15 protein-coding genes are annotated in these 13,185 nt (G+C 72.4%); 12 read left to right on the forward strand and 3 right to left on the reverse strand.

The genetic code is table 11. The annotated features are described in order from the left end of the window. Nucleotides 1–213: 213 nt before the first annotated feature. The 3 genes from ACGFYV_RS28190 to ACGFYV_RS28200 all read left to right on the forward strand — a co-directional run bounded on the left by ACGFYV_RS28190 (nt 214) and on the right by ACGFYV_RS28200 (nt 2,819). Complete coding sequence (locus tag ACGFYV_RS28190) at nt 214–1,227, forward strand: ABC transporter ATP-binding protein (RefSeq protein WP_393881298.1); 1,014 nt, start codon at nt 214–216, stop codon at nt 1,225–1,227. Between the two features lie 100 nt (nt 1,228–1,327). Continuing rightward, nucleotides 1,328–2,149, forward strand: a complete 822-nt coding sequence (locus tag ACGFYV_RS28195; protein WP_393881299.1) for an ABC transporter permease — start codon at nt 1,328–1,330, stop codon at nt 2,147–2,149. Between the two features lie 34 nt (nt 2,150–2,183). Then, nucleotides 2,184–2,819 carry an AAA family ATPase gene (locus tag ACGFYV_RS28200; RefSeq protein ID WP_393881300.1) on the forward strand — a complete coding sequence of 212 codons (636 nt, stop codon included), beginning with the start codon at nt 2,184–2,186 and terminating at the stop codon, nt 2,817–2,819. Between the two features lie 104 nt (nt 2,820–2,923). Here the strand turns inward: ACGFYV_RS28200 and ybaK are convergent, their stop codons facing one another. The 3 genes from ybaK to ACGFYV_RS28215 all read right to left on the reverse strand — a co-directional run bounded on the left by ybaK (nt 2,924) and on the right by ACGFYV_RS28215 (nt 6,317). Then, complete coding sequence (ybaK, locus tag ACGFYV_RS28205; protein WP_393881301.1) at nt 2,924–3,427, reverse strand: Cys-tRNA(Pro) deacylase; 504 nt, start codon at nt 3,425–3,427, stop codon at nt 2,924–2,926. A gap of 23 nt (nt 3,428–3,450) precedes the next feature. Beyond that, nucleotides 3,451–4,191: an LON peptidase substrate-binding domain-containing protein gene (locus ACGFYV_RS28210; protein WP_393881302.1), complete on the reverse strand. Its 741-nt coding sequence runs from the start codon at nt 4,189–4,191 to the stop codon at nt 3,451–3,453. Nucleotides 4,192–4,739: 548 nt separating this feature from the next. Beyond that, a complete protein-coding gene (locus tag ACGFYV_RS28215; protein WP_393881303.1) occupies nt 4,740–6,317 on the reverse strand; it encodes an oxidoreductase in 1,578 nt (525 codons plus the stop codon). 211 nt (nt 6,318–6,528) lie between these two features. Between ACGFYV_RS28215 and hisD the strand changes: the two genes are divergently transcribed. The 9 genes from hisD (at nt 6,529) to ACGFYV_RS28260 (ending at nt 13,011) form a co-directional block, all read left to right on the forward strand. Next, nucleotides 6,529–7,854 (forward strand): histidinol dehydrogenase, encoded by a 1,326-nt coding sequence (gene hisD / locus ACGFYV_RS28220; protein ID WP_393881304.1) that lies wholly within the window; start codon nt 6,529–6,531, stop codon nt 7,852–7,854. After that, the gene (locus ACGFYV_RS28225; protein WP_393881305.1) at nt 7,851–8,960 is read left to right on the forward strand and encodes a histidinol-phosphate transaminase; all 1,110 of its coding nucleotides are present in this window, start codon (nt 7,851–7,853) and stop codon (nt 8,958–8,960) included. Before hisD ends, ACGFYV_RS28225 begins: the two co-directional genes overlap by 4 nt. Next, complete coding sequence (gene hisB, locus ACGFYV_RS28230) at nt 8,957–9,550, forward strand: imidazoleglycerol-phosphate dehydratase HisB (RefSeq protein WP_030743584.1); 594 nt, start codon at nt 8,957–8,959, stop codon at nt 9,548–9,550. The genes ACGFYV_RS28225 and hisB overlap by 4 nt, the downstream gene beginning before the upstream one ends. A gap of 4 nt (nt 9,551–9,554) precedes the next feature. Further along, the gene (locus ACGFYV_RS28235) at nt 9,555–9,719 is read left to right on the forward strand and encodes a hypothetical protein (RefSeq protein WP_393881306.1); all 165 of its coding nucleotides are present in this window, start codon (nt 9,555–9,557) and stop codon (nt 9,717–9,719) included. Then, nucleotides 9,710–10,357 carry an imidazole glycerol phosphate synthase subunit HisH gene (gene hisH, locus ACGFYV_RS28240; RefSeq protein ID WP_393881307.1) on the forward strand — a complete coding sequence of 216 codons (648 nt, stop codon included), beginning with the start codon at nt 9,710–9,712 and terminating at the stop codon, nt 10,355–10,357. Before ACGFYV_RS28235 ends, hisH begins: the two co-directional genes overlap by 10 nt. A gap of 3 nt (nt 10,358–10,360) precedes the next feature. Continuing rightward, nucleotides 10,361–11,086 (forward strand): bifunctional 1-(5-phosphoribosyl)-5-((5-phosphoribosylamino)methylideneamino)imidazole-4-carboxamide isomerase/phosphoribosylanthranilate isomerase PriA, encoded by a 726-nt coding sequence (priA, locus tag ACGFYV_RS28245; RefSeq protein ID WP_393881308.1) that lies wholly within the window; start codon nt 10,361–10,363, stop codon nt 11,084–11,086. Continuing rightward, nucleotides 11,083–11,493, forward strand: coding sequence for a RidA family protein (locus ACGFYV_RS28250; protein WP_393881309.1), 411 nt, complete (start codon nt 11,083–11,085; stop codon nt 11,491–11,493). The genes priA and ACGFYV_RS28250 overlap by 4 nt, the downstream gene beginning before the upstream one ends. After that, entirely contained in the window at nt 11,490–12,245 is a 756-nt protein-coding gene (gene hisF / locus ACGFYV_RS28255) for an imidazole glycerol phosphate synthase subunit HisF (protein ID WP_393881310.1), read from the forward strand. Before ACGFYV_RS28250 ends, hisF begins: the two co-directional genes overlap by 4 nt. A gap of 175 nt (nt 12,246–12,420) precedes the next feature. Next, on the forward strand, nt 12,421–13,011 hold the full coding sequence (locus tag ACGFYV_RS28260) for an ArsR/SmtB family transcription factor (RefSeq protein ID WP_393881311.1): 591 nt from the start codon (nt 12,421–12,423) through the stop codon (nt 13,009–13,011). The last annotated feature ends 174 nt before the right edge of the window (nt 13,012–13,185 follow it).

The raw sequence follows: 13,185 nt of genomic DNA on the forward strand, positions 1-13,185 counted from the left end.
GTGCCTCCGAAGGCGTCCGCCGGTTCGTGGTGGCGTGGTCGATCGCTGTTGAGGTGTGGCGTCTGGCGTGTCGTCCTGGGCCGTGTCGGGGGTGTGCGGTGAGGAGCGCCCGAAGGCGGTCACGGCAGTCGGTGGTGGTGGCGGACGACGACGGGCGGGGAGTAGTGCCCCCAAAGGCGAGTAAAGGGGCCGGACCCCGTAGGCTCGTCCCTTGTGAGTACGCGCGCGGGACAGGCACTTCGGCATGACGAGGTCGTACGCGTGCGCGGGCTCAGGAAGACGTATCCGGCCCTGAAGGGGCGGCGCGGGGCGCCGGACGCGCCCGAGGTGCGGGCCACCGACGGGGTCGGCCTTCAGGTGCGGCGCGGGGAGGTATTCGGACTGCTCGGGCCGAACGGCGCCGGCAAGTCCACCCTCGTACGCCAGCTCACCGGCCTGATGCGGCCGGACAGCGGGAGCGTCGAGATCCTCGGGCACGACATCGTCCGCCACCCCGAGCGCGCCGCGCGGATCCTCGCCTACCTGGGGCAGGAGTCCTCCGCCCTGGACGAGCTGACCGTCTCCCTCGCCGTCGAGACCACCGGACGGCTGCGCGGCCTCGACGCACGCCGGGCACGGGCCGAGCGGGACGCCGTCATGGACGAACTGGGGCTCACACCGCTCGCCGGGCGGGCGCTGAAGAAGCTGTCCGGCGGACAGCGGCGGCTCGCCTGCTTCGCCGCGGCGCTCGTCGGCCGGCGACCGCTGCTCGTGCTCGACGAGCCCACCACCGGCATGGACCCGGTGGCCCGGCGCGCCGTCTGGGCGGCCGTGGACCGGCGGCGGGCCGAGCACGGCGCGACCGTGCTGCTGGTCACCCACAACGTCATCGAGGCCGAGACCGTCCTCGACCGGGTCGCCGTCCTCGACCAGGGCCGCGTCATCGCCTGCGACACCCCCGCCGGGCTCAAGGAGCAGGTCTCCGGCGAGGTGCGGGTCGAGCTGGTGTGGCGGGAGCGTGCGCCGCTTGAGGTGCCCGAGGTCGCCGTGCTGCGCGAGCGGGCCGTGGAGTCCGGCCGGCGCTGGACCCTGCGGCTCGCGCCGGAGGAGGCCCGCGCCGCCGTCGCCACGGTGACCGGAGGGGCCGCCTTCGCCGCCCTGGACGACTTCACGCTCGCCACGCCCAGCCTGGAGGACGTGTACCTGGCACTGGGCGGCGCGGCACGGCAGGGGCTGGTGAAGGCATGAGCGGGCGGCGCACCGGATGCGTACGGTCCCGGTGGGGGTCCCCTGGGCGGCCCCCGGAGGACGGCGGGACGCACGCCGTCGGGAAGAGGAGCAGCTCGTCGTGAGTGTCGTACCCGCGGAGGTCCTGCCGGGCGGTGCCCGCACGGTGTCGCAGACGCCCCCGGGCGCCGCCGAGCTGGGGCCGCCCGCGCGGCTGTGGCCGTCGCTCGTCGCCGTCTACCGCGCCCAGCTGTCCCGGGCCCGGGTGGCGCGCATCCCGCTGCTGTTCGTGGCGACCTTCCAGTCCGTCGGCATCGCCGTGATGATGCGGGGCGTCGTCGACGGCAGCGGCGAGGCGCGGTCCGTGGTGGCGGGCTCCTCGGTGCTGGTCGTCGCGTACGTGGCCCTGAACCTGCTGTCCCAGTACTTCGGGCAGCTGCGGGCCAGCGGAGGACTCGACCACTACGCCACCCTGCCGGTTCCGCCGACGGCCGTCGTGCTGGGCGCCGCGGCGGCGTACGCCTCCTTCACGGTGCCGGGGACCTTGGTGACCGCCGTCTTCGGATGCGTGCTGTTCGGGCTGCCGCTGTCCAACCTGTGGGTGCTGCTGGCCGTGATCCCGCTCGCGGGCGCTGCGCTCTCCGGGCTCGGTGCCGCCTTCGGACTCCTCGCGCCGCGGCCCGAACTGGCCACCCTGCTCGGCCAGCTGGGCATGTCGGCGGCGCTGCTGCTCGGCGTGCTGCCGGCCGATCGGATGCCGGAGATCGTCCGGCTGGCCCGGGACCTGCTGCCCTCGACCTACGGCGTGGAGGCGTACGCCCGGACCTTCCAGGCGCATCCCGACTGGGCGGCCGTCCTCGCTGACCTGGGAGTGTGCGCGGGCGTCGGTGTGATCTCGCTGGCCGTGGCGACCCGGGCGTACCGCAGGGCCGCCGTCCGGTGACGCGGCGGGCGACGCGACCTGGCACGATGGCAGGGTGACCGCACCGCTGACTCCGCCTCCGCCGCCGCACGACGACTCCGCGCACCAGGTCTGGCAGGGGCCGCCGCCTGCCGGGGTGCCGGTCGCGGGGGGGTACGAGAAGTACGAACAGGACGGCCCCGGAATGAAGACCGAAGTGCGGGAAGCCGCCGTGATCGCGGTGGCCGTGGCTGTGGGCGGGGTGCTGTTCGGGCTGCTGTGGTGGTGGCTGGCGCCGCACGTCCCGCTGGTGGGCGACGAGGCCGGGCGCAGCCTGGTCGTGTACCTGAAGGACTCCGAGGGTGAGCAGGCGGCGGGGGTGGACGGAACGTTCATTCTGCTGGGGCTGGCCTTCGGTGTGGTCAGCTCGTTGATCGTCTTTCTGCTGCGGCGGCAGGGGGGTGCGCCGCTGGTGGTGGCGCTCGGGGTCGGCGGTCTGCTCGGGTCGGTACTGGCCTGGCGGCTGGGCGTGTGGCTCGGGCCCACGTCCGACGTGATCGCCCACGCGCGTGCGGTGGGCAAGGGGGTCACCTTCTCGGCGCCGCTGAAGCTCGGTGCGAAGGGCGCGCTGCTGGCCTGGCCGTTCGCCGCGGTGCTGGTGCACCTGGGGCTCACGGCGTTGTTCGGACCACGGGACCCCGAGCTGTCGTAGACGCGGGTAGGCGTAGCCCTGAGCTGTCGTAGACCCTGATCTGTCGCTGAGCTGTGCCGGCCCTCTCGCTGAGCGGTGCCGGCTCGGCCGGGGGCAGGCTGTCCTCAGCCCCGTCCGACCGGTGCCAGCACCGCGTCCGTCAGTGTCGCCAGATCCGCCGGGGACAGTTCGACCTCCAGCCCCCTGCGGCCCGCCGAGACGCAGATGGTCGGGTGGGCGTCGGCCGACGCGTCGAGGACCGTGGGGAGCTTCTTGCGCTGGCCCAGTGGGGAGATGCCGCCGCGGACGTAACCGGTGGTGCGCTCGGCGAGCGCCGGATCGGCCATCGCGGCCCGCTTGCCGCCCACGGCCGAGGCGAGCGCCTTGAGGTCGAGGGTGCCGGAGACGGGCACGACGGCCACGGTGAGCGTGCCGTCCACGTCGGCGACCAGGGTCTTGAAGACACGGTCGGGGGAGACCCCCATGGCCTGCGCGGCCTCCTCGCCGTAGGACGGGTGGGAGGGGTCGTGGTCGTAGGCGTGCACGGTGAAGGTCACGCCCGCGGCCGTGAGGGCCACGGTCGCGGGGGTGCCCCCGGACTGTTGCTGCTTCTTGGACTTCTTCGCCATCAGGTGTGTCGGCCTCGGTTCGCTCAGTTGAGACTGGTCGGCGTCCGCGTCAGCTCGAACGCGGGCAACGACGGCAGGCTACGGATGATCGACGTCTCCGAGCGAAGGAGTTTCAGCTCGTCACGCAGCCGCGAGGCGGTGTCCGGCGCCTGCAGGAGCCGCTGCTTCGTCGGGGTGTCCAGGACCATGGCCGCGGCCACCAGGTAGGAGACCACGCTGGGGTCGTCCGGCAGGTCGGCACCCGTGGACAGGGAGCGCTCGCGGGCGCCCGCCAGACGCTTCTGGTACTGACGGAAGGACCGCAGGACACCCTCGGCGAGCGCGCCCGCCTCGTCACCCGGATCCTCCTCCAGCACCTCCAGCTCCGCCGTCAGGAACGGTCCTGACGTGTCCAGGGACACCAGCCGCACCCGGGTGGTCCCGGTCGCCAGCACCTCGAACGTGCCGTCGGCGCGCTCCCGGATCGTCGCCGCGTCCGCCACGCAGCCCACCGTGTGGAAGGCCTTGAGCGGATCGGTCCCGAAGCCCGCGGCGGGGCCCCGCTCGGGCCGCGCCGTCGAGTCCGGCATGCCCGGGGCGCTCGGCGCCACCTCGTAGCCGTCGCGGATGGCGACGACGGCGAACCGGCGCGGTTCGTCCTCGGGGGTCTTCAGAAGTTCGCGCATCATGGCGCGATAGCGCTCCTCGAAGACGTTCAGAGGCAGCACGAGCCCCGGGAACAGCGCCGAGTTCAGCGGGAAGAGGGGGAGACGGACGGTGGTCACGGCGCCCCAGCCTAATGGTCGAACCCGCATCCGTGTCCGCGGCGCCCACCCGCACCCCACCACAACACCATCACCACCCCGCCCCCAAGGCCACCCACACCCCCCGTTTCCCACCCACCCAGCCACCCGCCGGCCACAGGCGTCGCGTGTACCGGAGGCGTCCCGTGCACCGCGGGCGTCCCGTGCGCCGCATGCGCCCGGCGTACCGCAGGCATCCCGCGCACCACGGCCGCCACGGCAAGCGAGGCCGATCCGAGGCCCGCCCCGCTCGCTCCGGCCCTGCGTGCGCCCGCTCCGCCCGCGCCCTGCTCACTCCGCCGCGCCCACCTTTCTCACTCCGCCGCGCCCCCCTGCTCGCTGGCGCCGCGCCCGCCCTGCTCGCCCGCGGCCCGCCGCGGCACCGGCACCGACCCGGCCGCAAAGGCGCCCACCGCCCCCGTTCCCCACCCGCCCCCGTTCCCCACCCGCCCACGCATCCACCACCGCAGACGTCCAGCGCACCCCAGGCGTCCCCGCAGCCGCCCCCTCCCCCCGCCGCGCAGCGCCCCTCACCCCCGCCGCAGCAACCTCGTCGCTCCCGCTGCCACCGTTGTCGCCAGGATCCAGCCGAGGAGGATCATGGCGGCGGCCAGCCACTGCCAGCTGCCGTGTAGTTGCCACTGGCCGACCTGGCCGAGGTCGATGACGGGCAGCAGCAGGTCCAGGGTGAAGAGGGCGGGGCTCCAGGCGGGGTGGTTGGCCGGGTTGGCCGGTGGGTGGCCGGCGTGGGCGAAGGCCAGGGTGCCCGCTGCCCACAGCACCGCCATCCACACCGCGGCCCGGCCGGGCCGGTAGCCGTAGGCCACCGTCCAGTCCTGCGCGTACCCCCAGAGCTTGGCGGCCAGCGGCAGCGTCTCGCGGCGCCGGCGCTGCTTGGCGAGCAGCACCTCGCGGGCGTCCTCGTCCTCGCCGGCCGAGCGCAGCACCGCGGCGAGCCGCTCGTACGGCTCGGGGTTGTACTCGGCGGTGGCCGCCGCCACCCAGCCCAGCCGGCGGGTCAGCGGGAACGGGCCCTGCGGGACGAGGTTCTCGTACGCGAAACCGCCCATGTGCAGATTGCCCGTCTCCGGCCAACTGCCCGCGTGGTCCACCAGGTTGACGACCCGGGCGCCGGACAGCACGACCTTGCCGATCGGTGGCCTGTCGCCGAGGAAGCGCAGCTCCGGTGTCTGGACGCGGCGCAGGGACAGTTCCTGGTCCTCGGTGAACGTGAACCGGGCCCGCTCCAGGTCGACGGCGTCCCCGAACCGCCCGTCGTCCAGCCGCAGTCCGCCCAGGCACTCGAACCGCTGGATCCGCGTCCCGCGCGCGGGCGTGGTCCCGCTCAGCAGGGGGCTGCCCACCCCGGCCGGGGTCAGGTACAGGGTGCGCTCGACGGTCAGCTGGGGGGCGTTCAGCGCGAGCCGGGCGTAGGGGTTGGACAGCCGGGCGCCGCGCAGGCTCAGCGAGACCCCCACCTTGGCGCTGCGCAGGCTCAGCTCGCCGTGCGACTCCAGCAGCTCCGCCTGGAGGTCCTGGCCGACGGTCATGCCGTCCGCGGCGATCGAGCGGCCGGTGCGGTCCCGGTACACGACCGCCTGGTTGAGCATCAGATCGGTGCCGATGTGCGCGTCGGTCAGCCGTAACCCGTTCTGGAAACGGCAGCGCGGCAGATGCAGATCGCCCTCCGTGTGCACCCGGGCCGCCTCCAGGCGCGGCACCGAGCAGTCGATCAGGCGCAGGGTCGTGAAACGGGCCTCGGGCAGCCGGACCTCGTCGTCGAAGCGGCAGCCGCGCAGCTCCACGTACGGGGTGACCGTGCCGCCCGCCAGGTCCAGCGTGCCGGTGATCCGCACGCCTCTCAGCTTCAGCGAGGACACGCGGCCCGCGAGCGCCGGCGGGCCGTCCAGCAGCAGCCAGCAGACGATGCGCGCCCGTACGCTGCGCTCGGGGCCCCAGGGATGCCCGCCGTGCGGGTCGTCCACGACCGCGTCCCCGCTGCCCAGGTCGTACACGCTGCCGATGCGGAAGGCCTGCCACATCCCCGCCTCGGCCGCGGTCAGGTCGTCCGGCAGGTCCCCGGCGTGCAGGCCGGTCCCCTCGGTCACCCCGGCCCCCTCTTTCTCGGGTCACCCGATTTTTCTCGGGTCACTCATTTCGTACAGCCGTTCATGCCCGCTGAGTGACTCCCGCAACACAAGACGTGAAGGGGATCTTCCGGGTTCCGGCCAGTGTCTGTACTGGCCGTTGTCCCACGTTCTGTATCAGCCATTGATACGCGTCGACGACGCCCCGTGGCGGTCTGAGAGAATTGGGTCTGTGATCTCCCGAATCGATCTGCGCGGCGACGCCCTCCCCGAGGGCCCCGCCCTGCGCGACCTGCTGCCCCGAGCCGACTTCGACGTCTCGGCCGCCCTGGAGAAGGTGCGTCCGATCTGCGAGGCCGTGCATCATCGTGGCGACGCGGCACTGATCGACTTCGCCGAGAAGTTCGACGGAGTACGGCTGGAATCCGTCCGTGTCCCGGCCCGCGCGCTCACCGACGCGCTGGAGGCCCTCGACCCCGCCGTGCGCGCGGCCCTGGAGGAGTCCATCCGCCGGGCCCGCCTGGTCCACCGCGAGCAGCGCCGCAGCGCGCACACCACCCAGGTCGTGCCGGGCGGCTCCGTGACGGAGAAGTGGGTGCCGGTCGAGCGCGTCGGGCTGTACGCGCCCGGTGGCCGCTCGGTGTACCCGTCGTCCGTGATCATGAACGTCGTACCGGCCCAGGAGGCGGGGGTCGAGTCCATCGCGCTCGCCTCGCCGGCCCAGGCCGAGTTCGGCGGGCTGCCGCACCCGACGATCCTCGCCGCGTGCGCGCTGCTCGGCGTGGACGAGGTCTACGCGGCCGGCGGCGCCACCGCCGTCGCGATGTTCGCCTACGGCACCGAGTCCTGCACGCCCGCGAACATGGTCACCGGCCCCGGCAACATCTGGGTCGCCGCCGCCAAGCGCTACTTCACCGGCAGGATCGGCATCGACGCCGAGGCCGGCCCCACCGAGATCGCGGTCCTCGCGGACGACACCGCGGACCCGGTGCACGTGGCCTCCGACCTGATCAGCCAGGCCGAGCACGACCCGCTCGCGGCGGCCGTCCTGGTCACCGACTCGGCCGAACTCGCCGCCGCGGTGGAGAAGGAGCTGGAGCCGCAGATCGCGGCCTCCAAGCACATCGAGGACCGCATCCGCCCGGCGCTGGCGGGCAAGCAGTCCGCGATCGTCCTGGTGGACGGCATCGAGGAGGGCCTGCGGGTGGTCGACGCGTACGGCGCCGAGCACCTGGAGATCCAGACCGCCGACGCCGCCGCGGTCGCCGACCGCGTGAAGAACGCGGGCGCGATCTTCATCGGCCCCTGGGCGCCCGTGTCGCTGGGCGACTACGCGGCCGGGTCCAACCACGTCCTGCCCACCGGTGGCTGCGCCTGCCACTCCTCCGGCCTGAGCGTGCAGTCCTTCCTGCGCGGCATCCACATCGTGGACTACACGAAGGACGCGCTGGCCGACGTCGCGCACCACGTGGTCACGCTGGCGGAGGCGGAGGACCTGCCCGCGCACGGCGCGGCGATCAAGGCAAGGTTCGGCTGGAAGGTACCGACGAGCAAGTGAACCTCGGAATCGACGATCTCCCCGTACGGGACGAGCTGCGCGGCAAGTCCCCCTACGGCGCGCCCCAGTTGGACGTCCCCGTACGGCTGAACACGAACGAGAACCCGTACCCGCTGCCCGAGCCGCTGGTCGAGCGGATCGCGGAGCGGGTGCGCGAGGCCGCACGGAGCCTGAACCGCTACCCCGACCGGGACGCGGTCCAGTTGCGCACCGAGCTGGCCGCCTACCTGACGAGGACCGGGAAGTACCCGCTCGCCGCCGAGAACGTCTGGGCCGCCAACGGCTCCAACGAGGTCATCCAGCAACTGCTGCAGACCTTCGGCGGACCGGGCCGCGGCGCCCTCGGCTTCGAGCCGTCGTACTCGATGCACGCGCTCATCGCGCGCGGCACCGGCACCGGCTGGATCGCGGGCCCGCGCACCGAGGACTTCGGCATCGACCTCGCCGCGGCCGAGCGGGCCATCGCCGAGCACCGCCCGGACGTCGTCTTCGTCACCACCCCCAACAACCCCACCGGCAACGCGGTTCCGCCCGAGACGGTCCTCGCGCTGTACGACGCGGCCCAGGCGGCGAAGCCGTCGATGGTCGTCGTGGACGAGGCCTACATCGAGTTCAGCCACGGCGACTCGCTGCTGCCCCTGCTGGAGGGCCGGCCGCACCTCGTGATCTCCCGGACCATGTCGAAGGCGTTCGGCGCGGCCGGCCTGCGCCTCGGCTACCTCGCCGCGCACCCCGCGGTCGTGGACGCCGTACAGCTCGTCCGGCTGCCCTACCACCTCTCGGCGATCACCCAGGCGACCGCCCTGGCGGCCCTGGAGCACACCGACACACTGCTCGGCTACGTCGAGCAGCTGAAGGCCGAACGGGACCGGCTGGTCACCGAACTGCGCGCGATCGGCTACGACGTCGTCGAGTCCGACGCGAACTTCGTGCAGTTCGGCCGCTTCGAGAACGCCCACGAGGCCTGGCAGCGGATCCTCGACCGGGGCGTCCTGGTCCGGGACAACGGCGTACCGGGCTGGCTGCGGGTGTCCGCCGGAACCCCCGACGAGAACGACGCGTTCCTGGACGCGGTACGGGAACTGAAGAAGGAGCCCCTGTCATGAGCCGCGTTGGACGCGTGGAGCGCACCACGAAGGAGACGTCCGTCCTGGTCGAGATCGACCTCGACGGCACCGGGCGGACCGACATCGCCACCGGTGTCGGCTTCTACGACCACATGCTCGACCAGCTCGGCCGGCACGGTCTGTTCGACCTGACCGTCAAGACCGACGGCGACCTGCACATCGACTCGCACCACACGATCGAGGACACCGCCCTCGCCCTCGGCGCCGCCTTCAAGCAGGCGCTCGGCGACAAGGTGGGCATCTACCGCTTCGGCAACTGCACGGTCCCGCTGGACGAGTCCCTCGCCCAGGTCACCGTCGACCTCTCCGGACGGCCGTACCTCGTGCACACCGAGCCCGAGAAGATGGCGCCGATGATCGGCGAGTACGACACCACCATGACCCGGCACATCCTGGAGTCGTTCGTGGCCCAGGCGCAGATCGCGCTGCACGTGCACGTGCCCTACGGGCGCAACGCGCACCACATCGTGGAGTGCCAGTTCAAGGCCCTGGCCCGCGCCCTGCGCTACGCCAGCGAGCGCGACCCGCGCGCGGCCGGCATCCTCCCGTCGACGAAGGGCGCGCTGTAACGCCATGAACGGTCTGTCCACCATCCTGATCGTCGTCGGCCTCTTCCTCGTCGGCGGGATCGTCTCCTTCGTCAAGCAGAAGATGCCCGCGAGCCTCATCGCCGTGCTGTCCATCGGCGCGGCCATGTGCCTCGTCGCCGGGATCATGCGGCTGGAGGTGTGGAGTTGAGCAGCCCCAAGAAGGTCGTGGTCTTCGACTACGGCTTCGGCAACGTCCGCTCCGCCGAGCGTGCCCTCGCGCGCGTGGGCGCCGACGTCGAGATCACCCGTGACTTCGACAAGGCGATGAACGCCGACGGCCTGCTGGTGCCGGGCGTCGGCGCGTTCGCCGCCTGCATGCGGGGCCTGCGCGAGGCGCGCGGCGACTGGGTCGTCGGCCGCCGGCTGTCCGGCGGGCGCCCCGTGATGGGCATCTGCGTCGGCATGCAGATCCTGTTCGCCCGCGGCATCGAGCACGGCGTGGAGACCGAGGGCCTGGACGAGTGGCCCGGCACGGTCGGACCGCTCCAGGCCGACGTCGTCCCGCACATGGGCTGGAACACCGTGGACGCCCCCGCGGACTCGGAGCTGTTCGCCGGCCTCCACCCGGACGACCGGTTCTACTTCGTCCACTCCTACGCCGTCCAGGACTGGGCCTTCGAGACGCTGAACCCGGCCATGCGACCGCCCCGGGTGACCTGGTCGACGTACGGCAAGCCCTTCGTGGCCGCCGTGGAGAACGGCGCCCTGTGGGCCACCCAGTTCCACCCCGAGAAGTCCGGCGACGCCGGAGCCCAGCTCCTCACCAACTGGATCGGAACCCTGTAGACCATGGCCAAGCTCGAACTGCTCCCCGCCGTCGACGTCCGTGACGGCCAGGCCGTCCGACTCGTGCACGGCGAGTCCGGCTCCGAGACCTCCTACGGCTCCCCGCTGGAGGCCGCCCTCGCCTGGCAGCGCGCGGGCGCCGAATGGCTGCACCTGGTCGACCTGGACGCCGCCTTCGGCACCGGTGACAACCGGGCGCTGGTCGCCGAGGTCACCCGGGCGATGGACATCAAGGTGGAGCTGTCCGGCGGCATCCGCGACGACGACACCCTCGCCGCCGCCCTCGCCACCGGCTGCACCCGGGTGAACCTCGGCACCGCCGCCCTGGAGACCCCCGAGTGGGTCGCCAAGGTCATCGCCGAGCACGGCGACAAGATCGCGGTCGGCCTCGACGTACGCGGCACCACCCTGCGCGGCCGCGGCTGGACCCGTGACGGCGGCGACCTCTACGAGACGCTGGAGCGCCTCGACAAGGAGGGCTGCGCCCGCTACGTCGTCACCGACATCGCCAAGGACGGCACCCTCCAGGGCCCCAACCTGGAGCTGCTGAAGAACGTCTGTGCCGCCACCGACCGTCCGGTCGTGGCCTCCGGCGGCGTGTCGTCGCTGGACGACCTCCGGGCCATCGCCGACCTGGTGCCCCTCGGTGTCGAGGGCTCCATCGTCGGCAAGGCCCTCTACGCGAAGGCCTTCACCCTGGAAGAGGCCCTGGAGGCGGTGGCCAGGTGAGTGACGTACGACGTGTGACGACCGGCGCGCCCTGGGAGGAGCAGTTCGGCTACTCGCGCGCCGTGGAGCTGCCCAACGGCCTGGTCCTGGTCTCCGGCTGCACGTCCATCGTGGACGGCCAGATCGCCGGCGGCGGCCCGTACGAGCAGGCGGTCAACGCGTTCAACGTCGCGCTGGACGCGCTGGGCCGGCTCGGGCTCGGCCGGGACGACGTCGTGCGCACGCGCATGTACATCACGCACGCGCGTGACGTGGACGAGGTCGGACGGGCGCACAAGGAGCTGTTCGACACCGTACGGCCCGCCGCATCGATGATCATCGTCTCCGGCTTCGTGGACCCCAGCCTGGTCGTCGAGGTCGAGGTGGAGGCGTACCGCCGCGGCGGAGAACACGGAGTACCCGCATGACCCTTGCCGTACGAGTCATCCCCTGCCTGGACGTGGACAACGGCCGGGTCGTCAAGGGCGTCAACTTCCAGAACCTGCGCGACGCGGGCGACCCCGTCGAGATGGCGAAGGTGTACGACGCCGAGGGTGCCGACGAGCTGACGTTCCTGGACATCACCGCGTCCTCGGGCAACCGCGAGACGACGTACGACGTGGTGCGCCGCACCGCCGAGCAGGTGTTCATCCCGCTGACGGTCGGCGGCGGCGTCCGCACGGCCGAGGACGTGGACAAGCTGCTGCGGGCCGGCGCCGACAAGGTGGGCGTGAACACGGCCGCGATCACCCGCCCCGACCTGATCCGGGAGATCGCCGAGCGCTTCGGCCGGCAGGTTCTCGTGCTGTCGGTGGACGCGCGCCGTACCGAGTCCGGTTCCTTCGAGGTGACGACGCACGGTGGCCGCAAGGGCACCGGCATCGACGCCGTCGAGTGGGCGCACCGGGCCGCCGAGCTGGGCGCCGGGGAGATCCTGCTCAACTCCATGGACGCCGACGGCACCAAGGACGGCTACGACCTGGAGATGATCACGGCTGTCCGCAAGCACGTGACCGTCCCGGTGATCGCGTCCGGCGGCGCCGGCAAGCTGGCCGACTTCCCGCCGGCCGTCGTCGCGGGCGCGGACGCGGTGCTGGCCGCCTCCGTCTTCCACTTCGGCGACCTGCGGATCGGCGAGGTCAAGCAGACGCTGCGGGAGGCGGGCCACCCGGTGCGGTGACGCTGCGCTCGGTTTCGGCCCGGTTGTCTGTCGCGTGGGCTCCGGTCGTCCTTCGGGAGGGCCGGGGCCTTCTCTCATGTTCCGCGTCTCCCGTCATTGCGTTCCCAGCAGATGCGAAAGAGAAGTTGTGCAAAATATATTGTGCAACTTTTCTTTTCTGTCTAGCGTTGGGAGCATGACGACAGCCAAGGGGAGCCGTTCCATCACGGACGTGGGCACGCTCAAGGCGCTCGCCCACCCGTTGCGGATGAGGCTGTACCGCGCCCTGTGCGTGGCCGACCGGGCGACCGCCTCGCACCTCGCGGACCAGGTCGACGAGGCCGTCTCGCTGGTCAGCTACCACCTGCGCAAGCTCGCCGAGCACGGTCTGATCGAGGAGGCCGAGCCGCAGAGCGCGGACGGCCGCGAGCGCTGGTGGCAGCCCTCCTCGGAGGGCGTGAGCATCCGCGACAAGGACTTCCGGGACGCCCCCGAGAAGGTGGTCGCGCACACGGCGGCTGCCCGGCTCTTCCACGACCAGCGTGCCGACCTCTACCGCCGCCATCTCGACGAACGCTCCACCTGGAGCCACGAGTGGAACGCCGCCGCCGGCGACAGCGAGTCCCTGCTGCGGCTGACCGCGTCCGAACTGGACGCACTGCGCGCGGAACTGGACGCCCTGGCCAGGAAGTACGACGAGCTGGGCCGGGCCGCCGTGGCCGCGGGCGACACCGAAGGGCGCGAACACGTCGCGCTGCACGTGTACGGCTTCCCGTTCCGCGCCTGACGACGTCCCGTCCCGCGTCCGACGACATCCTGCTCCGCGTCCGACGACATCCTGCTCCGCGTCCGACGACGTCCCGTCCCGCGTCCGACGACATCCTGCTCCGCGTCCGACGACGTCCCGTCCCGCGTCCGACGACATCCTGCTCCGCGTCCGACGACGTCCCGTCCCGCGTCC

The organism is Streptomyces sp. NPDC048297 (genome assembly GCF_043201585.1).
In the GTDB taxonomy this organism is placed as follows: domain Bacteria; phylum Actinomycetota; class Actinomycetes; order Streptomycetales; family Streptomycetaceae; genus Streptomyces.

Excerpts from the sequence above, each read along its gene's own strand:
- ACGFYV_RS28260 (WP_393881311.1), top strand. The coding sequence starts at position 12,421 with ATGACGACAGCCAAGGGGAGCCGTTCCATCACGGACGTGGGCACGCTC.
- priA (WP_393881308.1), top strand. The coding sequence starts at position 10,361 with ATGGCCAAGCTCGAACTGCTCCCCGCCGTCGACGTCCGTGACGGCCAG.
- hisB (WP_030743584.1), top strand. The coding sequence starts at position 8,957 with ATGAGCCGCGTTGGACGCGTGGAGCGCACCACGAAGGAGACGTCCGTC.
- ACGFYV_RS28235 (WP_393881306.1), top strand. The coding sequence starts at position 9,555 with ATGAACGGTCTGTCCACCATCCTGATCGTCGTCGGCCTCTTCCTCGTC.
- ybaK (WP_393881301.1), bottom strand. The coding sequence starts at position 3,427 with ATGGCGAAGAAGTCCAAGAAGCAGCAACAGTCCGGGGGCACCCCCGCG.
- hisF (WP_393881310.1), top strand. The coding sequence starts at position 11,490 with ATGACCCTTGCCGTACGAGTCATCCCCTGCCTGGACGTGGACAACGGC.